The organism is Undibacterium hunanense, from assembly GCF_014284335.1.
Classification (GTDB): Bacteria; Pseudomonadota; Gammaproteobacteria; order Burkholderiales; family Burkholderiaceae_D; genus Undibacterium; species Undibacterium hunanense.
Map to the genome: position 1 here is coordinate 199370 of NZ_JACOGF010000002.1, position 20816 is coordinate 220185.

Annotated in this window: 16 protein-coding genes; 11 read left to right on the forward strand and 5 right to left on the reverse strand. The window is 52.9% G+C overall.

The window, feature by feature from the left end:
- The first annotated feature begins 21 nt into the window (after window positions 1–21).
- Window positions 22–1197, forward strand: coding sequence for an acetyl-CoA C-acetyltransferase (locus H8L32_RS04025; protein ID WP_186945895.1), 1176 nt, complete (start codon window positions 22–24; stop codon window positions 1195–1197).
- A gap of 202 nt (window positions 1198–1399) precedes the next feature.
- Window positions 1400–2827 (forward strand): serine hydrolase, encoded by a 1428-nt coding sequence (locus H8L32_RS04030; protein WP_186945896.1) that lies wholly within the window; start codon window positions 1400–1402, stop codon window positions 2825–2827.
- Window positions 2828–2995: 168 nt separating this feature from the next.
- Here H8L32_RS04030 and H8L32_RS04035 read toward each other — a convergent pair whose 3' ends face one another.
- The 4 genes from H8L32_RS04035 to H8L32_RS04050 all read right to left on the reverse strand — a co-directional run bounded on the left by H8L32_RS04035 (window position 2996) and on the right by H8L32_RS04050 (window position 7295).
- A complete protein-coding gene (locus H8L32_RS04035) occupies window positions 2996–4150 on the reverse strand; it encodes a HupE/UreJ family protein (RefSeq protein WP_230412051.1) in 1155 nt (384 codons plus the stop codon).
- Window positions 4147–5346, reverse strand: a complete 1200-nt coding sequence (locus H8L32_RS04040) for a tetratricopeptide repeat protein (RefSeq protein ID WP_186945897.1) — start codon at window positions 5344–5346, stop codon at window positions 4147–4149. The genes H8L32_RS04035 and H8L32_RS04040 overlap by 4 nt, the downstream gene beginning before the upstream one ends.
- Window positions 5347–5474: 128 nt before the next feature.
- Entirely contained in the window at window positions 5475–5741 is a 267-nt protein-coding gene (locus tag H8L32_RS04045; protein ID WP_186945898.1) for a hypothetical protein, read from the reverse strand.
- A gap of 51 nt (window positions 5742–5792) precedes the next feature.
- Window positions 5793–7295 (reverse strand): DUF4331 domain-containing protein, encoded by a 1503-nt coding sequence (locus tag H8L32_RS04050; RefSeq protein ID WP_186945899.1) that lies wholly within the window; start codon window positions 7293–7295, stop codon window positions 5793–5795.
- A gap of 573 nt (window positions 7296–7868) precedes the next feature.
- On the opposite strand from H8L32_RS04050, the gene H8L32_RS04055 reads away from it, so the two are divergent.
- A complete protein-coding gene (locus H8L32_RS04055; RefSeq protein WP_186945900.1) occupies window positions 7869–9284 on the forward strand; it encodes an RtcB family protein in 1416 nt (471 codons plus the stop codon).
- A 64-nt stretch (window positions 9285–9348) separates the two neighbouring features.
- Here the strand turns inward: H8L32_RS04055 and H8L32_RS04060 are convergent, their stop codons facing one another.
- Complete coding sequence (locus H8L32_RS04060; protein ID WP_222619189.1) at window positions 9349–10878, reverse strand: peptide MFS transporter; 1530 nt, start codon at window positions 10876–10878, stop codon at window positions 9349–9351.
- 652 nt (window positions 10879–11530) lie between these two features.
- Here H8L32_RS04060 and H8L32_RS04065 point away from each other — a divergent pair.
- The 8 genes from H8L32_RS04065 to H8L32_RS04100 all read left to right on the forward strand — a co-directional run bounded on the left by H8L32_RS04065 (window position 11531) and on the right by H8L32_RS04100 (window position 20813).
- Window positions 11531–12859, forward strand: a complete 1329-nt coding sequence (locus tag H8L32_RS04065; protein ID WP_186945901.1) for a M16 family metallopeptidase — start codon at window positions 11531–11533, stop codon at window positions 12857–12859.
- 4 nt (window positions 12860–12863) lie between these two features.
- Window positions 12864–14273, forward strand: a complete 1410-nt coding sequence (locus H8L32_RS04070) for a M16 family metallopeptidase (RefSeq protein ID WP_186945902.1) — start codon at window positions 12864–12866, stop codon at window positions 14271–14273.
- Window positions 14274–14435: 162 nt separating this feature from the next.
- Window positions 14436–16898 carry a S9 family peptidase gene (locus H8L32_RS04075; protein WP_186945903.1) on the forward strand — a complete coding sequence of 821 codons (2463 nt, stop codon included), beginning with the start codon at window positions 14436–14438 and terminating at the stop codon, window positions 16896–16898.
- 154 nt (window positions 16899–17052) lie between these two features.
- Window positions 17053–17484 (forward strand): ANTAR domain-containing response regulator, encoded by a 432-nt coding sequence (locus H8L32_RS04080; protein WP_186945904.1) that lies wholly within the window; start codon window positions 17053–17055, stop codon window positions 17482–17484.
- Between the two features lie 140 nt (window positions 17485–17624).
- A complete protein-coding gene (locus tag H8L32_RS04085; protein WP_186945905.1) occupies window positions 17625–18983 on the forward strand; it encodes a sensor histidine kinase in 1359 nt (452 codons plus the stop codon).
- Between the two features lie 19 nt (window positions 18984–19002).
- Window positions 19003–19758, forward strand: coding sequence for a LytR/AlgR family response regulator transcription factor (locus H8L32_RS04090; RefSeq protein ID WP_186945906.1), 756 nt, complete (start codon window positions 19003–19005; stop codon window positions 19756–19758).
- An 8-nt stretch (window positions 19759–19766) separates the two neighbouring features.
- Window positions 19767–19982 carry a hypothetical protein gene (locus H8L32_RS04095; protein WP_186945907.1) on the forward strand — a complete coding sequence of 72 codons (216 nt, stop codon included), beginning with the start codon at window positions 19767–19769 and terminating at the stop codon, window positions 19980–19982.
- Between the two features lie 21 nt (window positions 19983–20003).
- Window positions 20004–20813, forward strand: coding sequence for a TatD family hydrolase (locus H8L32_RS04100; RefSeq protein ID WP_186945908.1), 810 nt, complete (start codon window positions 20004–20006; stop codon window positions 20811–20813).
- Window positions 20814–20816: the final 3 nt, after the last annotated feature.

Genomic DNA, 20816 nt, shown 5'->3' on the forward strand with positions numbered 1-20816 from the left:
GGTAAAACCAGGAGAATTCATATGCAAGACGTGGTAATCGTAGCTGCAGGCCGTACTGCAGTAGGTAAATTTGGCGGCTCTTTGGCAAAAACGGCTGCTTCCGAACTGGGCGCCCATGTCATCAAGGCCTTGCTGGCAAAAACCGGCATCAGTGGCGATCTCATCAATGAAGTCATCCTCGGTCAGGTGCTGACTGCCGGTGTCGGCCAGAATGCCGCACGTCAGGCAGTCATCAAGTCCGGTTTGCCGGACATGGTGCCAGCCTTCACCATCAACAAGGTATGCGGTAGCGGTTTGAAAGCGACGCATCTGGCGGCGCAGGCCATCAAGGCGGGTGATGCAGACATCATCATCGCCGGTGGTCAGGAAAACATGAGTGCTTCCCCGCACGTATTGAACGGTTCCCGCGATGGTTTCCGTATGGGCGACGCCAAACTGGTCGATACCATGATCGTTGACGGTCTGTGGGATGTGTATAACCAGTACCACATGGGCATCACTGCCGAAAACGTCGCCAAAAAATTCGGTGTCACCCGTGAAGAGCAAGACCTGTTTGCCCTGGCTTCCCAAAACAAGGCAGAAGCCGCGCAAAAGGCTGGCAAGTTCAAGGATGAAATCATTCCTTTTGAACTGGTCAGCAAAAAAGGCACAACCGTTTTTGACAGCGACGAATTCATCAAGCATGGCACTACGCTGGAATCGCTGGCATCGCTGCGCCCTGCCTTCGACAAAAATGGCACAGTCACTGCCGGTAATGCATCTGGCCTGAACGACGGTGCTGCTGCTGTCATCATGATGTCCGCCAAAAAAGCGGAGGAACTCGGTTTGCCAGTGCTGGCACGCATCAAGGCTTATTCATCTGCCGGTATCGACCCGACCATCATGGGCATGGGACCCGTCCCTGCGACTCAGTTGTGCCTGAAAAAAGCCGGCTGGACGCATCAGGATCTGGATCTGATGGAAATCAATGAAGCCTTTGCTGCACAGGCTATCGGCGTCAACAAGGAAATGGGCTGGGATACCAGCAAGATCAACGTCAACGGCGGTGCGATTGCAATTGGCCACCCTATTGGCGCATCCGGTGCCCGCATCCTGGTCAGCCTGATCCATGAAATGATACGTCGCGATGCCAAAAAAGGCCTGGCGAGTTTGTGTATTGGCGGCGGTATGGGCGTAGCGCTGGCGATAGAGCGCTAAGCCAGATTGCACTGCTTTCACTTATGAACCCCGCTGTATGTATTCAGCGGGGTTTTTTATCGCCTGGTCAAAGCAAGACGGACATACATTGTTGCTAGTCATGCATGACACGTGCTAGAGTCAGCCCGCTCCAGACCATGTCTGCCACGAACCGGGTTCATTGCAAATGAAGAAAGTCCTTTTCCCTTTAGCATGTCTGTCCTTGTTAGGCTACGTAACACAGGCAGTTGCGGATGATACTGCCGCGATCGCTGAACACATACGCCATGTAGAGAATGGCCTGCTGCCACCGGCCGTGATCAAGGGCAGGCCCGTGCAGCCCATGCGTTTATCTGATCGGATGGAAGCACTCAAGGTACCAGGCATCAGTATCGCACTCATCAATCACGGCAAAATTGAATGGGCGCGCGGCTACGGCTATGCCGACCTGGCCAGCAAACGGCCAGTGACGGTCGAAACCAGGTTCCAGGCTGCATCCATCAGTAAATCGGTGACAGCCATGGCGGCATTGGCCCTGGTTGAACGCGGCACGCTGAGTCTGGACGGTGACGTTAATCAGCAACTGGTGTCATGGAAGCTGCCCGCGAATGCCTATACTGCCCAGCAGGCAGTTACTCTGCGCGGGCTGTTAAGCCATACTGCCGGTGTGAATGTGCATGGTTTTCAGGGTTATGCATACAACCAAGACGTACCTACTTTGCTGCAAATTCTGGACGGTAAAAAGCCGGCCAATTCTGCTGCTGTCAGGGTGACTGCCTTGCCTGGCAGTGCCTGGAGTTATTCTGGTGGCGGGTATTCCATAGTCCAGCTATTGATGACAGATACCACGCAGGAAAGCTTTCCCGCCTTGATGAAAAAAATCGTGCTCGACAAGCTGGGCATGACACACAGCAGTTTTGAGTTACCTGCCCAGTGGCAGGCCATGACGGCTTCTGCCTATCTGGCCGATGGCAAACCTGTGTCTGGCAACTGGCACCGATATCCTGAACTGGCAGCAGCAGGTTTGTGGACGACGCCATCAGATCTGGCACGCTTTGCCATCGAGATACAGCAAAGCAGTGCAGGCAAATCGAATAAAGTACTGTCACAGGAAATGACCAGGAAAATGCTGACGCGCAGCAAGCTCAGTGACTATGGTCTGGGCCTGTTTGTGGGGGCGGTCAGGGATGAGCATGAGAGCTTTGGTCACACTGGTGGCAACATGGGTATTCGCACCATGATGACTGCCTTCAACAGCACTGGCCAGGGCGCAACCCTGATGACGAATAGCGACAATGGCGCAGAACTGATACAGGAAGTTTTGCGTGCCATCTCGGTAGAATATGGCTGGACCGATTACCGGGTCATAGAAAAAGTGGCTGTCGCCGGCGATGCCGGGGAATATAAAAAATTTGCAGGTGAATATGCCGTAGCCAGTTTTCCTGTTGTCGTCACTGCGGATGGTGATCGTCTGCACATCAAGGCCCAGCCCCTGGGTGCTTTCCAGCAAGAGCTGTTTCCGGATGTGAACGGTAACTACTTTATGCTGAACAATGACGTTACTGTACATTTTGAAAAAGATGCCAGCGGTATCGTAACCGGCATGACCGTTCACGGAAAAAACAAATCCAGTGGCAAGAAGATCAAATGACGGCAAATCGAAACCAGCTCAAGCGCAGGTCTTTGTAAAAAATCCCGGACCAATGATCACTGACCATTGAGTCCGGGATTTTTTATGCAGATATCTGCATCAGGCATTCACCTTGTCCTGTCGCTGGATGAACAGAATGAACAGAATTAACAGATACATCGCGCGGTGCTAGGAAATAAGACGCATATTAAAGGCACGTTCAATAAACCAGACCAGGGCGATGATGATGATCAACCCTGACCCCACTTGCACGATGGCACGCTGATACAGCCAGTGGCGGCGCAGCAGGAAAGCCAGCGGCAGAAACCCCGCAACGATGGTCAACTGGCCAATTTCCACGCCCAGGTTAAAGCCGACTAAGGCCATGACCAGCGCCGATTGCGGCAAGCCCAGGTCAGCCAGTACACTGGCGAAACCAAAGCCATGGATCAGGCCGAAGCTGAATGCGACCAACCAGCGCCGTCCCTGAAACAGCGGGAACAGATTATTCAGTGCCGCCAGGATGACCGATGCCGCAATGGCCGATTCCACCAGGCGCGATGGCAGTGCCAGCAGATTCAGTGCAGCCAGTGTCAGGGTAATCGAATGCGCTACGGTAAATGCCGTGACGATTTTCAAGACATCGATTGCTGCGACTTTAAAACTGCTGGCCGCTTCCCATTTGCCTGCCTGTAGTACCAGCACTGCGGGCAATAACAGCGATAGCAAAAACAGGATGTGATCAAAACCTATCCATATATGCCAGATGCCATGGAAGATGTAGTCAGTAAACTGCTTCCACTTGCTCACTTCATTCAGTACAAATTGCTGACTGGCTGCATCGGGACTGAAAATGGCAGTCGCCGTGATGCCATCCTTGTTGACCAGGCGCAGCAAGCCCTTGTGCTGGGGATCCAGATCAAAAAAAAGCTGATATTGAACGGTGATTTTTTCAGCATTGCAGTCACTGTCGAACATCAACACGGTATAGGCACCATCGCTATGCTGGTCTATCAATTGTTGTCTGGTAGTCAGCGTACATGGTTTGTCACCGGCAGTAATTTTCAGGCGCGCCAGCGCATAGGCGGCAATATCAGCATGCTTGTTGCGTACTTCATCCCAGGTCAGTTCACCGTTGCCGTCTTCATCCAGTCCTATCGCAAAATCCAGGTCACGCAGGGCAATATCCCATTGACCGTGTATGCCGGATTGACCGGCGCGCAAGCTCAGGTAACTGTCGCTGGGTTTGTGGGCATGGGCGGGCAGGCAAAAAATGCTGGACAGGCCAAACAGCAATGCCAGCATCATGTTGCGCGCAAATTGCGCATGCAGGCGATACATCATGGCTGTACTCCCAGTTTGGCGAGCGTGGGTTTCAGGGTGATGTCTTCCAGTTTGTTTTGCTTGAGCCAGGTCAGTCCATCCACAGCCGATTGCTGGCCCTGCGGGTTTTGCGCGGCAGCTTCCAGCAAGATGCGCAGATCAGCCGCTTCTTTCTGTATGGCCCAGTTCAACTGTGCCAGTTTCAATGCGATAGCCGGGCGCTTGTTCAACAGCAGTTCATAACGTGCCTGTTCACGCTGGTGCACAGTATCACCGCGCAGCATGGCCGCTTCAAAACGTTGATCCAGTAAATTGATTTGCTCGACTGCTGCCGGCGACTTTTGTGCCTGTAGCGCCAGCGCATAACGCAATAGCAAGGCATCGACCTTGGTTTTGCTTTTTAACAGCGTAACGACTTCTGCCGGTCTTTGCTGATCAAGTAAAAAATCGGCATACGAACCCAGCAGATAACTATCCGGCGATCCTGATTCTGATCCCAACATCAGGGCCGTTTGATACCAGGTCGCGGTAGCCCTGGCATCACCCAGGCGGGCTGCCATTTCAGCCAGCAATGTGGTCACCCAGATTTTTGTGCCCGTGTCAGTATCTGCATTCTTTTCATATTTCTTGTACGCAGCACTGAGCGCAGCATAACTGCTGGCGGCTTCGCCGTTCAGGCTGCCGATATTGTGCAGGCAGGTCAGGGTAATCAATTCGGGTGCGAGTGGATACAGATGCATGCAACTGGCTTTGGCCTGGGCAAACTGGCCCTGTACCTGCAAGACGGTGGCACGGGTCAGCCAGGCCTGGGCATTATCCCTGTCCTGCTTGAGGACGCTATTCAGGTCTGCCAGTGCCGCTGGGAACTGGTGCGTGCTTTGCAATATGGTGGCGCGCAGCACCAGTACGGCGATGGGGGGATTGGGCAGGTTCCACCAGGGTTTCAATGCGGCCTGCGCATATCCCAGGTAGCGCGGATCGCCGTCATTGCGCGCAGCATTGATATAGGCCTGCGCCAGTTCTGCAGCTATCGCGGGGTCCGCCGGTTTTTCTGCCAGGCGCCTGCGTAATTCAGTAAAGGCACGTTGGGCCGGGTCTGTGCGTCGCGGCAATTGTTCCAGCACCTGTTTGCCATTGCTGGGGATATAGGGCGTTGCCTGTGCAGCAAAGCCCAGCAAGGCAAAACAGATAAAACCGGATGTCAGCAATAAACGCATATAAAGAATCTATTGAATTGGGTCTGGAATATTATTTAGCAGAGAGATTAATGCGAGCCTGATGCTTTGTATTCAACTGCAAGAATACAAAACCCCAGGCCCGGTCTTCTACAGCAGGCAGGCATACATTAACTGATGCTTGCCGGTTCCGTTGTTTCTGGTGCGGTGACAGTCACAGAATCAATAGCCTGTGGTTCTGCCGTATCCGAACCTGCGCTGATCAGGTTCAGTACATATTGCGTGAACGTATCGATCAACGACGTGCCAGGTGTGGTGGTACCTGTGCCCGTATCCGTGCCCGACGTCGCGGAACCAGAGCTGGAACTGCCGCCGCAGGCCGCCAGCATCAGCGTCAGTGCCGCGCCGGCGATCAGGGTGAGATGTTTTGTTTTCATGATTTTTCCTTGAAAATGTTGTGCCTTGAATTACCGTATCACTTGTATTACTTAGCGTTTCAGTGCACCGGCCAAAGGAGTTTTCAGGTAAGGGAAGGCATTATCAAAGAAGCTGCTGTCAAGATAAGCGCCATCGGTAAAATCGATAGTGCCGGCTGGTGCATCTGTCGGTACACAAGCTATGCTCAACACGCACAACCTGCCCATCACCACACGCAGGGCAATATCCACCACATCATCACCAGGACGGCGACCATTCGGGAAACCGGCACTGTCACCACCGATGACACCCAGGCGATTTTGTGTGGCGCTGACCGGGGTCGTGGTATTCAGGCGCAGCATTTCAGACGGTGTGACGGTTGCTGGCTGATTGACACCCTTGATACCGGTCAGGAAAGCCGCCACCAGATCATTGCGCGGGAAATTGGTCGGAGCCTTGACACCGGCACTGCCGAACAATACTTCGACCAGCGCTGGCAGAGTTGGGTTGGTTACATAGGTCAGGAACTGGGCGTCGCCGCTAGGTTTGCTGTGGTTGAACTGGTCTTTGTCTTTCAGACCGATCACGACTTCATTCACTAATGGCATGCCCAGACGCGATACCTGGGTCCATGCGCCCCCTTCTTTGGACGCCGCACCAGTGCTGCTCGGTGTCGGGTTGATGGCACGGCCCTGACGCAGGCTGGCGGTAGTCCAGCCGCCGATGACAGCTTCCTTGCCATTGGTCAGGCAGACCGTTGGCACTTCCATTTCTATGGAAGTGATGTTTTTCAGTGCCAGGTCGTCATGGCCTGATTTCTCTGCATTCGGGTCAAAGGCAGTGGCAGGTGCCTTTATATTGATCAAATCAAAGGTTTCACCCAGATTGACGACGAAAGGATCTTTACGCTGGCCCACAAAAACTTTGCCTGGTGTAGCGCAACCAGGGATATTCACGGCAAATACATGCTTGGCTGCATACGATGCATAGTCAGGGATGGATTTATTACCGATATAGTCCACTGGCTTGTCAAAAACGGTAGAACCATTTGCTGCATTGGTCACAGCCTGGCGGGTGCCGGTACGACGATCACCGGTAACCATGGTGACGGTATAGGTTTCACGCACATTCAGACCAGCCGGATTGACACCGTCGATGGCGCCACCGTTAATGACCAGCGGTATGGATACTTTCTTGCCGCCAACAGTAAATTGGGCGTCATTATTGATGTTGTTGAAACGGAACTGGAAGGTCAGGTGTTCTTTGCCGTCACCGACATTATCGATGTGGATTTCATACAGGGCGTCCGGGTCCATGGAGAAATAATTCGGGCCACCATAGGCATCCTGCAATGGCGAGTAATTGGCAATCAGTGTGGTAAATGCACTGCGATTGGCTTCATAACTGCGAAACATGTAAAAGTCGGCAGCATCTACCTTGGGGTGCCGTGTAATAAACGGTGCTTCACGGTGACTGGAGGCCTGTGCCGGTAGAGAAACGATACCGCCCAAACTTCCGGCGGTGACCAGGGCGAACAGGATTTTTTGATTTAATCTGGATATTACTTGTCTCATGACCAACTCCTGAAGTGTAGGAAAAAGTGTCCGTGGCAAAGTTAAAAAACGTTACGGGCATTGTTCTTACGCAGGGGATTTGCTTTTGGATGCAATTTAATAAAAATAAATGATGATCTTTTTTTGGGAGCCGGGAAGAACCAGTGGATTGATGAACTTGGCGAAACAAGGCAGGTCCCTGCTTAGCAATATTTGCAGTTGCAGCAAATTTGGTTATACTAGAACTCATTTCATCAATAGGGGTGAGATGCGTTTGCCTCATAACGTGGGCTGGCAAGGCGGACGAGGCAGTCAATAGCGGGTCTATTGACAACGAGTCCAACGCAGTCCAGCACGCGTTATGAGGCAAACCCTTCGGGAGCTGGCGATTCGGGCGCATTGCAGCGTTGCGCCGCTTGCTAAGGCACCAGCCTTAGCTGCGCGTCACGCCTTGCACTGCATCCCGAATCGCCTTGCTCGCACTCATCCCTATTGATGAAATGAGTTCTAATCCCCTCTTGGCGCTGCTGCTAGAGGTACAAATGCCCCCGAATCGCCGGAGGCGCACCTGTACTTCAAATTTTGGTAGCCGTCATGACTTCTGTTTCCCGTTCCTTACTTCCGTCTTTTCCCCGTCTGCAATCTGCATTGCAAAGACAGGGCATCCATGTTGAGCATGCCAATGGCATCTTTCAACTTCATAATGAACACGCACAGGCTTCGGTGTTATTACCGGACTCGCTTCCTCTGGAAGAAAAGGCCGTCAAGCAATTGCTGGCTTTTGCCTCAGTCAGATCTCCGGATTCGAGTCATGGGGTGTGCAAGGCTTGTGCAACACCGGATTTTCATCCTGGCAGCATTGCCCCGGTTGGGTCCATCGTCGCCACCGATGCCGGTTTCGTGATTCCTGCCGCCATAGGCACGGACATCAACTGTGGTATGCGTCTGTTGACAACAGGTTTTAATCTGACACAGGCCAGCCTGCATAAAGATGCGCTGATACGTCAACTGCAAAGGGTGTTGCTGGAAAATGCCAGGGATGTACCCGCACATGCCCAGGCATTTGCCGCGCTGTGTGATGCTGGTCCGGCAGCTTTTCTGGATAGCTTGCCAGATAGTGGTATTTGGGCTGTGGCAGATAGAGACAGGCTGCAGCAAGAGCTCACTGCCTGCATAGGTCTGCATGAATTTGGTGGCGCACGCCGCTATGCACCTGAAGCCTGGTTTAATCGCACAGGCATAATGCGCGACCCCAGTCTGGGTACTACCGGCGGTGGCAATCACTTTGTTGAATTGCAGGTAGTCGATACGGTCTTTGACCGTCATCTGGCCTACCGCGCAGGGCTGGCAAAAGACGATATCGTCGTCATGATACATAGTGGCTCGCGCGATGTTGGTTTCTATGTTGGGCAGCGCTGGATGGACAGGGCCAGGTCAGAATGGCCAGCGGGCATGAAGCACCCTGACACAGCCCTGTATGGTCTCAGTGGTGAACTGGCTGAAGAATATCTGCTGGCAATGGGTGTGGCAGCACGCTATGCCTGGGCCAATCGCATGGTGCTGGCTGAACTGGTCAGGCAGCAGTTGCAAGCCGTGCTGGGCGCGGCCGGCTCGAAGCTGATCGTGGATGTACCGCACAATGTGATCTTGCGTGAACATGGTATGAACATACACAGAAAAGGTGCCACCCCGGCACGCGATGGCGACCTGGCGCTGATACCGGGTTCCATGGGGGACGCCAGTTACCTGGTACACGGATTGGGCAATCCTGACTGGTTATGGTCGTGCAGCCATGGTGCAGGCAGGCGTGTTCGCCGGCAGGATGTGCGACGCCTGCGCCATGACAATACAGAGGCCAGCTGGCAATGTGTGACCCTGCGTGAAGAACGGCGTATTGAAGAAGCACCGCAAGCCTATAAACCCATAGGCCCGGTGATAGAGGCGCAGGAAGAAGCCGGGCTGATCAGGGCAGCAGTCAGGCTCAGGCCATGGGTGACGTTTAAGGCATAGGCTTTACAAATAAAAATCCCCGTGCGATGGATCATGGTACGGGGATTTTTGATGCAAAGGCAGCTTAGTGGATGCCGTGCATTTTCTGTTTCATCCATTTGTCGAGCAGCATCAGTATGACGCCTGCTGCTATCGGGATCAGGGTAAAGATCAGGAAGAAGATGGACATCGAATAATGCTTGGAGATATCGTCGATATAACTGCCGCTGAAGCCAGCCAGTTTATTGGCAATGGCAGTGTTCAGGAACCAGACGCCAAACATCAGGCCGAGCAGACGTGGCGGTGCCAGTTTGCTGATATACGACAGGCCGACTGGTGATACACAGAGTTCCCCCATGGTATGGAAGAAGTAGGCAGCGATCAGGAAGATCATGCTGACACTTGCTGTTTTGGCACCGGCAGGGATGCTGGCAGAACCGTAAGACAGCGCCGCAAAACCCAGGCCCAGCAAGACCAGTCCCACGCCAAATTTGACCGGGCCGCTAGGGTTCCAGTATTTTTCCCACAGTTTGGAAAACATCGGTGCCAGGATCACCAGGAAGAAGGAATTCAGCACGCCAAACCAGGTTGCAGGTACGCTGGACTGATCAAGTGCAAATTCACGGCGCAGCATCCAGATCACCAGTGCCCAGATCAAGCCTATGCAAAGCAGCAGCAAGGCATTCGACAGCAGGTAGCGCTTTGCCGTGCCGGCAAACAGTTTGAGCAATAGCCAGGACAGGATGATGGTCGGAATGACGGTCATCAGGCTGTTGACGATTTTAAATGCCATGCCGCTGGTACCAACCAGTGCACGGTCAGTGTAGTCAGCTGCAAAAATCGTCATCGAGCCACCGGCCTGCTCAAACGCAAACCAGAAAAAGATGGTGAAGAAAGAGAATACGCAAATGGCTACCAGGCGGTCAGACACGATATGTGGTGCTGCTTCTTCTGCCACCACTGCATCTGCTTTTTGTTGTGACTTGGCCAGACCGATATCACCAAAGATGCCCTGACCAAAATAGAACTGGATAGCACCTAGGATCATGAAGGCACCGGCCAGGCCAAAGCCCATGGGCCAGGATATTTTTTCACCGATGTAACCGCACAACAGGATACCGAAGAAAGCACCGGAGTTGACGCCCATGTAGAACAGCGTGTAGCCGCCATCACGACCACCTTCATTGTCCTTGGTATACAACTGACCAACGATGGCAGAGATATTCGGTTTGAACAAACCGGTGCCGGCGACTACCAGACCCAGGCCGGTGTAGAAGGTTGCCGGTGTATCAAACAGCAGGCAGGCATGGCCTGCGGCGATGATGAAACCACCCAGCACGACAGAGCGACGGCTGCCCAGTAACTGATCGGCGATATAACCACCCAGGATAGGGGTCAGGTAGACCAGGCCGGTGTACCAGCCATACAGGGCGGTGGCATCCGCACGGCTCCAGCCCCAGCCGCCCTTGTCGACGGTGGTAACCAGAAACAGTACCAGCAGGGCGCGCATGCCGTAATAAGAAAACCGTTCCCACATTTCTGTGAAGAACAGCACAAACAGGCTATCCGGATGTCCCAGGATAGTGTGTGCGGCTGGCGTTTGAATTTTGTTCAAAGTGCTCTCCAGTATTTATTTTGTATTAAAAGTAATTTATGTCGCAAAATTTTTTTCATTGTGTATCATTAAATGATATGAATTGATTCAATTCGGCGCGTAGCTTACCACGACAAAAAGGCCAAATAAAAAGACATATGCCGCACCGCAGCAAAAATTGCTGCACAAACATTGTGCAGATATCGTCGTCTGAATATGGCATGATGCATCTTATTTCACTTACATTTGCTTACAGGTACTTGCAGAATAAGTATCAAAAAAGTAATGAATATGTGTTTTGTTGATGCCTGTTGCAGTGATTGAAAATAAATAGGACTTACGCAAAACCGCCCCAGCTGCGTTGCAGCGCCTAGCCGTACTATTCGTACTGTCTTCGTCGCTACGCCTTGCTGGGACAATTTTGCGTAAGTCCTAATAAAGTAATTGCCAGAGTAAATGCCCGGTGTTTTGTGTGATTTTGTAATTTTTAGCTGACAGCACAGGGCTTGTGCCGGAATCGGTATATGTGCGGGGCTGTGCAATCTTGAGTCTTGCCAATGAAACATGGACTGAACCAGTCCGCATCCAGGCAGTCTGAACAGCTTGCAATCGGTTTGATGGAATTTGTCCACAAACAGGGCTAAAAAAACAGGCTACAAAAAAGGAGAGAACAATGAAGTGGAAAAACCTGGTTGCTGCCGGCAGCCTGTGGTGCGGTGTAGTGGGGATGGCAGGCATGGCGCAGGCCGTGACTGTAGAACAGGTGAAAACCTTCACGCTGCCCAATGGCATGAAGTTCCTGGTATTGGAGAATACGACCATTCCCAATGCGAATATGTATACCTACTGGAAAGTCGGATCCCGCAATGAAGTGGCGGGCATCACCGGCCTGTCGCATTTTTTTGAACACATGATGTTCAACGGTTCCAAAAAATTTGGGCCCAAGCAGTTTGACCGCACCATGGAAGCAAATGGTGGTGCCAATAATGCCTATACCAGCAATGATGTGACGGTCTACCAGGACTGGTTTCCTGCCGTGTCGCTGCCGACCATCTTTGATCTGGAAAGTGATCGCATCGCCAATCTGAGCATTGATCCCAAGATGGTGGAAAGCGAACGCGGCGTAGTCTTGTCGGAACGCAGCACCGGGCTGGAAAATTCCAATCTGCGCGCCTTGTGGGGTGAGGTGTATGCCTCGGCTTTCCGTGCCCATCCGTATTCGGTTCCGACGATAGGTCATGAATCCGATATCAAGGCCTGGACCCAGGATGATCTGCAAAAGTATTTCAATGTGTATTACTCGCCGAATAATGCCGTGGCTGTTATCGTCGGTGACGTCAAGGCCGACGAAGTAAAGCGTCTGGCTGAACAGTATTTTGCCAATGTACCAAAGCGTGCCTTGCCACCAGCAGTACGTACTGTGGAGCCGGAACAAAAAGGCGAGCGACGCGTGTTTGTGCGCAAGGAATCGGCCACTGCGGCCAACCTGATGATTTCTTATAAGGTGCCAGCCACCAATCACCCTGATTACTATGCGCTGAATGTGATCTCCAGCATTCTGACGGATGGCAATACCTCGCGTCTGTACCAGGCACTGGTGGACAAACGTCTGGCGACACAGGTCGGTTCAGACCAGGGCAAGGCACTTGATCCTGGCCTGTTCAATTTCTTTGCGGTGGCTGCCAACAAGGTGCCGGCAGCGAAGGTGGAAGAAGCATTGCTGGCAGAAATAGACCGTCTGATCAAGGATGGCATCAGCGAAGAAGAATTGCAGAAAGTGAAAAACCAGAAGCTGCTGAATTTTTACCGCGCGCAAGAAACCATCAATGGTAAGGCCGCGCAACTGGGTGAATACGAAGTATTTTTCGGTGACTACAAAAAATTATTTGATGCGCCCGAGGCTTATCGCAAGCTGACTGTGGCAGATATCAAAACTGTCGCCGCTAAATATTTCAGAAAATCACAACGTACTGTCGGTGTACTTGCCGCAGTGGAGGAATAAGAAGATGATCAGCAAAAAAATTCTTGCATGCAGTCTGGCCAGCGCCAGTCTGAGCTTGTGCGTTACCAGCAGCCATGCCGCCGATTTTCGCCTGCCTGCGTTTGAAACTGCCAAACTGTCGAATGGTCTGACCGTCTATCTGATGGAGCGCCACGACGTACCGCTGATCGCCATGCGCGCCGTGGTCAAGGCTGGTGCAGTCAATGATGGCAACCAGTCCGGCTTATCCAACCTGACTGGTGAAACACTCCTGCTGGGCAGCAGCAAATATGACAAAAAAACGCTGGACCAGAGTTTTGATTTTCGGGGTGGCAAGATCTCCAGTACCACCAGTGCCGAAGCGACGGCGCTGACGGCAGAATTTGCCAGGGACGATGCCGCTACCTTGATGCCCATTATCGCCGATGCCTTGCAGCATCCCGGCTTCAATGAGGAAGAATTTGGCAAATTGCGTGCGCGTACTGTCGATGGTTTGAAGCAGGCCAAGGAAAGTCCGCGCAATGTGGTGCAAAATTACTACCGCAGCATGCTGTTTGGTAATGCGGCGTATGCCAATCCGGTGGCGGGTTCGGTCAACAGCGTGACAGCCTTGCAGACCCAGGATGCGCGTAGTTTTCATAAAAATTATTATCGTCCGGATAATGCTGCCCTGATCGTGGTGGGTGACTTCAAGCCTGCTGCCATGCGTGCGCAGCTGGAAACACTGTTTGGCAAATGGCAGTCGGCAGGAACTTTGCCGGCAAGCGCAGCCAAGGGCAAAGTACAGGCTGACAAGGCCAGGGTCTGGCTGGTGAACAAGTCTGATGCGGCTGAAACCACCTTCCTGTTTGGCGGTGCCGGTATCGCCCGCAATGATCCGGACTATGTGCCTTTGCAGGTCATCAACACCATACTTGGTGGTCGTTTTACGTCATGGCTGAATGATGAGTTACGTGTCAATTCTGGGCTGACCTACGGTGCCAGCAGCAGCTTTTTTACGCTGACTGATACCGGTACTTTTGCCGTATCGAGCTTTACCGCTACCCCCAAAACCGAAGCGGCACTGGCATTGGCGACCAAAACCTATCAGCGCCTGTGGGACAAGGGTATTGATGCCGCCACCCTGGAATCTGCCAAGGCCTATGTCAAGGGGCAATTCCCGCCGCGCTTTGAAACCAACCTGCAACTGGCCGGTTTGTTAAGTGATATGTATGTTTCCAAAGTCGGTCGTGAACAGATTGATAATTTCACGCGGGATGTTGATGGTCTGAACCCGGAAAAAGCAAAACAATTAGTGGACAAACATTTTCCACGCGATAAACTGCAAATCTTACTGATAGGCAAAGCAGAAAGCATACGCAGCATCGCTGCCAGCTATGGTGAAGTCAGTGAGCTGGATATTACGGCGAATGGTTTTGCCCCCGTCGCAAAATGAGTTACAGCCTTATTTTTTATGGCATTTGCCATAGCACCAAATTGTAAATCCAGTAAGTAAAATTGCCGCCCCGTGTCAGGGGCGGTCGTTTTTTTTAAAGGCTCATAACATGTCTACATGTTAAGCCTGCAGCATCAAAACCAGAGACCAGGACCGTTTTCTATGTTTCGTTTCAAACCCTTGTTTTTCTTTGCCACGCTCAGTCTGGTGGCCGCTTCTTCCAGTCAGATATATGCCGGTACTACCAGTGAATCTGGATATCAGTTGCCACCGCCAGAGTTGCAGGCCGTGGTGGATGCACCCAGAGGGCCGGTTTTCCGCCTCGGGCCACAGCGCAAGACAGCCCTGTTGCTGACCCTGCCGGGCCTGCCCAGTATTGTCGATGTGTCTCAGCCAGAATTGAAGCTGGCTGGCCTGCGCATCAATCCACGTACCCGTGCCGCCAGCCATTTCGATTTTGGCAATGGCATGAGCCTGCTGGATGTTACCACCGGCAAGCTGCGTGAAGTCACTGGCCTGCCGGCCAAGGTCAAGATTGCAGAAACTGCCTGGTCGCCGGATGAACACTGGCTGGCTTTCAGCATATGGGTAGATAACGGTGTGGAACTGTGGCTGATGGATGTCAGAACGGCGGCAGTGCGTCGCCTGATGGCAGACAAGCTCAATGCCGTCACAGGGCCGGGGTTTTCCTGGATAGAAGGTTCGGACAAACTGCTGGTCAGGCTCTTGCCTTTGCGCCAGAAAGAGCTGGCAGCAACCAGCTTTGTTCCAAGCGGGCCGAATACGCAAGAAAGCAAGGGCGGCAAGGCCAGCCAGAATCGTACTTATCCCGACATGCTGAAGACCCCGCGTGACAGCGATGTGCTGGACTGGCAATTGCAGACGCAACTTGGTTTTGTCAATGTCAGGGGTGAGCTGCATCGCATAGGCAATGCCATGACGCTGATTAAATCCCTGGCTTCGCCGGATGGCAAACTGATTCTGACCACCCAATTGCGTCGTCCGTATTCGACCATGTTGCCTATGGATCGCTTTGGCCAGTTGATAGAAATCTGGGATAACCAGGGCAAGAAAGTAAAAACAATCGCAGAACGCCCGATGCGTGAGCGCTTGCCAACCGGGATAGATGCTGTGCAGGCAGGGCCACGTGATTTTGGCTGGCGCCATGACAAACCCGCGACCCTGTATTGGCTGGAAGCGCAAGCCGGCGGCGACCCGGAAGTAAACAGCAAGGTGCATGATGCCCTGTTCCAGCAAGCTGCACCTTTCGATGGTCAGGCCCAGAAAATCATGGACCTGGCCTGGCGTTTTGGCAGTGTGCAATGGGGTAACGATAACCTGGCACTGGTCACCGAAAACTGGGTGAAGACCAAGGACACCCGTACCTGGCGTGTACAGCCGGGCGTAGCAGACAGCAAGCCGGAACTCTTGTTCAGCCGTAAATACGAAGATCAGTATGCCAACCCCGGTGCGCCAGTGATGACGCAAAATGCCATGGGTCGCCAGATATTGCGTACCACGCCGGACGGCAAGGCCATCTTCCTGACCGGCACGGGTGCCAGTCCTGAAGGCGACCGGCCTTTCCTGGATAAATTTGACCTGGCCAGCAAACAGGCGAACCGTCTGTGGCGTTCGCAGGCACCTTACTATGAGGAGGTGCTGGGTTTGCTGAATGACAAGGGTAGCAGTTTTGTCACCAGCCGTGAAGCGAATGAAGAAAGGCCGAATTTTTACCTGCATGACCTGAGCAGCAATGCCGCACCGCGCGCGCTGACCCAGTTTCCGCACCCCATGCCACAGTTCAAGGGCGTGAAGCGGCAGCAAATCCGTTACGAACGTGAAGACGGTGTTGACCTGACGGCCACCCTTTACCTGCCACCGGGCTATGATCCGAAACGTGACGGCCCGCGCCCCATGATCATGTGGGCGTACCCGCGTGAATTCAAAACGGCAGAGGCTGCCAGCCAGGTCATTGGTTCACCCTACAAGTTCAACCGCATTTCCTACAATGGCCCACATGCCATGCTGGCGCGCGGCTATACCGTGCTGGATGGCCCAACCATGCCCATCATCGGTGAAGGCAAGAAAGAGCCGAATGATACCTATCTGGAACAGTTGAAGATGGATGCTGAGGCAGCGGTTGACGAAGTGGTGCGCCTGGGTGTGGCAGACCGTAACCGTATTGCCATCGGTGGCCATAGCTATGGTGCTTTCATGACGGCCAACCTGCTGGCGCACACCCGTCTGTTCCGTGCCGGTATTGCCCGCTCGGGTGCGTATAACCGCAGCCTGACACCGTTTGGTTTCCAGTCTGAAGACCGGAATTACTGGAAGGCCAACAAGGTCTACCAGGACATGTCGCCATTCAATTTTGCCAACCAGTTCAAAGACCCCATCCTCTTCATTCATGGTGAACAGGATAATAATCCGGGTACTTTCCCCATGCAAAGTGAACGCATGTATCAGGCCATACAGGGGCTGGGTGGCGTCACCCGTCTGTCCATGCTGCCGAATGAAAGTCATAGCTACCGCGCCCGTGAATCCATACTCCACATGTTGTGGGAACAGGATCGCTGGCTGGAAACCTATGTCAAGAATGCCAAGCCGGACAGCAGCAGGGATTAATGAGTAAGATTGAGCGGCAACATTGAGCGACAGTATTGAGCCGCAAACGCCTCAAATGTTAAAAAAGGCAGCAGATTCGCAAGATCTGCTGCCTTTTGCACATGAACTTAATGTTTTGCATTAATATGCAGACATACTATCTACACGGTTTCCCATGCTTAAAGCCGTCATTCTCGACGCTAACGCCGTCGCCCGCAATTTACTCGCCTCTGTCCTGGTGAACGGTGGTCATGAGGTGGTGGGAGACGCCAACCTCAGCCCGGCCAGTCTGGCACGCATCATCAAACTCAAACCCCAGGTCATTTGTGTCGATGTCGGTGAAGCTGATACCGAGGGCCTGGCACTGCTGGACAAGCTGCGTGCCGATTTACCCAAAACCCTGTTGTTTCTGGTGTCGTCCAAAATTGATGCAGCCACCTTGCAGGCGGCCCAGCAACGCGGCGTACATGGCTTTATCGTCAAACCTTTCAATTCGGTTGCAGTCCTGACGTCCATACGCAATACCATATTGCGTATTGCTAAACAGCAAAGACCTGCCGTAGCTGAGGGAGAGTCCGAAGGCCAGGGTGAAACCGACGGCGGCTGAGTTTATCCTCACTTAGTTTATCCCCACTCAGTTTATCCCCACTAAATCAGGTTTCATCCCTTATCCGTGGGTTTTATCGCATCATTCCTGTTCCAGGTTTCCCGGTTCTAGACTAAGCAAAACTTGATCGGGGAATAGCGATGTCTTTTTCTAATACCATGTCCAAACAATTGCATACTTCAGAACAACTGCTGCCATCCGAAGTGACGGCACGCAGCGAAACCTGGCTGACCCGTGCCCGCAATTATCCGGTGTTTTCCCGCACCTGGTTCCGTTACCGGGCCCAGGCATGGTTAGGTTTTTTTGCCATTATTGATCTGCTGGTCCTGGTGATTGGCTGGCTGGCGGACGCAAATATGCGCAAGACCCTGGCGGTCTTCATCCCCCTTACCCTGGGCAGTACGGCCCTGCACCTGCTTGGGCCAGCCATGGCGGTCTGGGTCAGGAGCCGGGGCTATGCGGGTAAAAAGGAAGTCATTGCCCTGTTGTTGGCCTTGTTGCTGGGGGCTGCGTGCAGTTATGGTGTGCTTTCCGGCGTCAACTATGCAACCCAATACCTGGTGCAGGGCAGTCCAGGTGTGGAATTGGCGGTCATTGGTTCTGTCAGTACCAGACAAAAGAATACAAAGGATGCAACGGGCCGGCTAACTACTGTCACTGCGCAGGCGAGTGTTGCCGAAACTGCTGAACGGCCTGCGGACAGCAAGGAAATCGACAGCAAATTGGAACACACACCGACGCTGAAATTGATCTTGCAGGGATTTTCCCTGCTGATATCCAGCGGCCTGATCTTTTACACTGGTGGTGCCGTGGATTTCTGGTATTTTTTCCGCCAGAAAAAACGCATGCTGGAAGTCATGCGTCAGCAAGAGCTACAACAGGCACAAGATGCACGTCGTGAAGCGGAACTGCGCCTGTCGGTACTGGCGGCACAGGTAGAACCACATTTCCTGTTCAATAGCCTGGCCGGGGTGCGCTCTGCCATCCTGACGGAGCCGCAACGTGCCACGGCGATTGTTGATCATCTGGTCGATTACCTGCGTGCAACCATACCGCAAATGCGTAATGACGGTAGTTCCGCCCAGGCCAGGCTAAAACAGCAACTGGAAGCTGCCAGTGCCTATCTGGGTTTGATGCACGCGCGCATTCCCCGTCTTAGTTACAGTTTTAACAGTGAAGTGAACGATGCTGCTTTGCCGCCGCTGATGCTGATTTCGCTGGTTGAAAACGCAGTCAAACATGGGGTGGAGCCAAAGATAGGGCCAGTCCATATCGCCGTTCATGCCAGACGCATGGAAAAAGAAGCTACCCCCATGCTGGAACTGACGGTGGAGGATGACGGTGTCGGTTTTGCCGGCAGCAGTTCCGGATCCGGCATAGGGCTGGCGAATATCCATGAGCGTCTGGCATCCATGTATGGCGAACGCGCCAGCCTGGTATTGAAAGCCAGGGCAGAAGGTGGCGTTGCAGCGACCATTCTGTTACCTCTGGAAGCCTGATTAAAAAAGGAAACGATTCATGACTACAGCCATCATCGCCGATGACGAAGATTTACCCCGCAAGGAATTGCGCCGCATGTTGACCAAAGTATGGCCAGAACTTGAAATACTGGCTGAATGTGAGCACGGTGCCGAAGCCCTGGAAGCCATACACCATGAAGCACCGGATATCGCTTTCCTGGATATCCGCATGCCCGGCATGACCGGACTGGATGTAGCGCATGCGGTCAAGGGCCGCTGTCATGCGGTGTTCACCACGGCCTATGACAGCCATGCCATTGATGCCTTTGCTGCCGGTGCGGTGGATTATCTGCTGAAGCCGATATCCGAAATCCGCTTGCAAGAAGCCGTAGCGCGCCTGAAAGAACGCATCGCCAGCAAGCAGCCGGTGACCGATGTCAGCCAGTTGATGTCAGAACTGGACAAGCGCCTGCGCAGCAACACCGTTGAGCGCATACGCTGGATTAGTGCCAGCGTGGGCGACACCATCAAGATGTTCCCGGTAGAAAAAATCCTGTTTTTCAGTTCGGATGAAAAATACACCAGAGTGGTCTGCGCTGACGATGAAGCACATGTGCGCAAGCCATTGAAGGAATTGATGGACGGCCTGGACCCGGACATTTTCTGGCAAATTCACCGTGGCGTCGTGGTGCGCGCCGACGCGATTACCCGCGCCCATAGAGATGAACTGGGAAAATACACGGTAGAAATCCGTGGCTCACAAGAAAAGCTCAAGGTTAGTCAGGCGTACGCCTGGCGCTTTAAACCAATGTAAATTAGACTGTGAATTTGGTCTTTGGGTTTGCAAAAATCCCACAACCGGCAAGGAATGGCTTGGCTTTTTCGAGTAAGCAGATTTATGATGGCGCTGGCGTTGAAACCAGCGTCATCATTTTTAATAAAAAGATTTGGATTGATCCAGACAATTTTTCTTCCGCAGCTTCTGCTTCAGAATATCCTCAGTCATCCATGATTGAGCGAGCCTGTACTAATCCATAATAACAATAACAGGAATCTCAAATGCAACAAAAAAATACACTGATCGATATCGGTGCCAACCTCGCACATCATCGTTTTCATGCCGATCTGGATGCCGTCATTGACAGGGCCAGGCAGGCCGGTGTGGAACACATTATTGTCACCGGTACCTCGGAACGTGCAAGCCGTGACGCCCATGCGCTGACACAAAATTATGCCGGCTATCTGAGCAGTACCGCCGGTGTGCATCCGCATGAAGCCAAGAACTGGAATGCCGGTTGCGCCAAAACCATAGAACAACTGGCGGGCAGGCAAGGCGTGGTTGCCATTGGTGAATGTGGGCTTGACTATAACCGCATGTTTTCGACCGAAGCGCAGCAATTGCTCTGCTTTGAAGCGCAATTACAATTGGCCGTGCGTGTGCAGAAACCCGTGTTCCTGCATGAGCGTGAAGCGCATGATGCGTTCTTTGCGCTGCTGAAACAATATCGCTCACAACTGAAGGGTGCGGTGGTGCACTGCTTTACCGGTAACACGGCAGAAATCCGTGAATACCTGGATCTGGATTGCCACATCGGCGTGACCGGCTGGGTCTGCGATGAACGTCGTGGTGATGACTTGCGTCAGGCGCTCAAGTTCTTGCCGAAAGAAAAGCTGATGATAGAAACGGACGCCCCATTCCTGTTGCCGCGTAACTTGCCAGTGAAACCGCAAGAGGGACGAAATGAACCCATGTACCTGCCAGTGGTACTGGAAGCCGTAGCCAGCATTTTGGGCATATCAGCCACTGCACTTGCCCAGCAGGTGCGCCTGAATACCGGGCAGTTTTTCAATCTGCCCCTGGCGGCTTAAAAC

Bases quoted from the DNA above. Each gene is read 5' to 3' on its own strand.
- H8L32_RS04025 (WP_186945895.1), top strand. From the start codon at position 22: ATGCAAGACGTGGTAATCGTAGCTGCAGGCCGTACTGCAGTAGGTAAA.
- H8L32_RS04035 (WP_230412051.1), bottom strand. From the start codon at position 4,150: ATGATGTATCGCCTGCATGCGCAATTTGCGCGCAACATGATGCTGGCA.
- H8L32_RS04040 (WP_186945897.1), bottom strand. From the start codon at position 5,346: ATGCGTTTATTGCTGACATCCGGTTTTATCTGTTTTGCCTTGCTGGGC.
- H8L32_RS04045 (WP_186945898.1), bottom strand. From the start codon at position 5,741: ATGAAAACAAAACATCTCACCCTGATCGCCGGCGCGGCACTGACGCTG.
- H8L32_RS04050 (WP_186945899.1), bottom strand. From the start codon at position 7,295: ATGAGACAAGTAATATCCAGATTAAATCAAAAAATCCTGTTCGCCCTG.
- H8L32_RS04055 (WP_186945900.1), top strand. From the start codon at position 7,869: ATGACTTCTGTTTCCCGTTCCTTACTTCCGTCTTTTCCCCGTCTGCAA.
- H8L32_RS04065 (WP_186945901.1), top strand. From the start codon at position 11,531: ATGAAGTGGAAAAACCTGGTTGCTGCCGGCAGCCTGTGGTGCGGTGTA.
- H8L32_RS04070 (WP_186945902.1), top strand. From the start codon at position 12,864: ATGATCAGCAAAAAAATTCTTGCATGCAGTCTGGCCAGCGCCAGTCTG.
- H8L32_RS04075 (WP_186945903.1), top strand. From the start codon at position 14,436: ATGTTTCGTTTCAAACCCTTGTTTTTCTTTGCCACGCTCAGTCTGGTG.
- H8L32_RS04080 (WP_186945904.1), top strand. From the start codon at position 17,053: ATGCTTAAAGCCGTCATTCTCGACGCTAACGCCGTCGCCCGCAATTTA.
- H8L32_RS04085 (WP_186945905.1), top strand. From the start codon at position 17,625: ATGTCTTTTTCTAATACCATGTCCAAACAATTGCATACTTCAGAACAA.
- H8L32_RS04090 (WP_186945906.1), top strand. From the start codon at position 19,003: ATGACTACAGCCATCATCGCCGATGACGAAGATTTACCCCGCAAGGAA.
- H8L32_RS04100 (WP_186945908.1), top strand. From the start codon at position 20,004: ATGCAACAAAAAAATACACTGATCGATATCGGTGCCAACCTCGCACAT.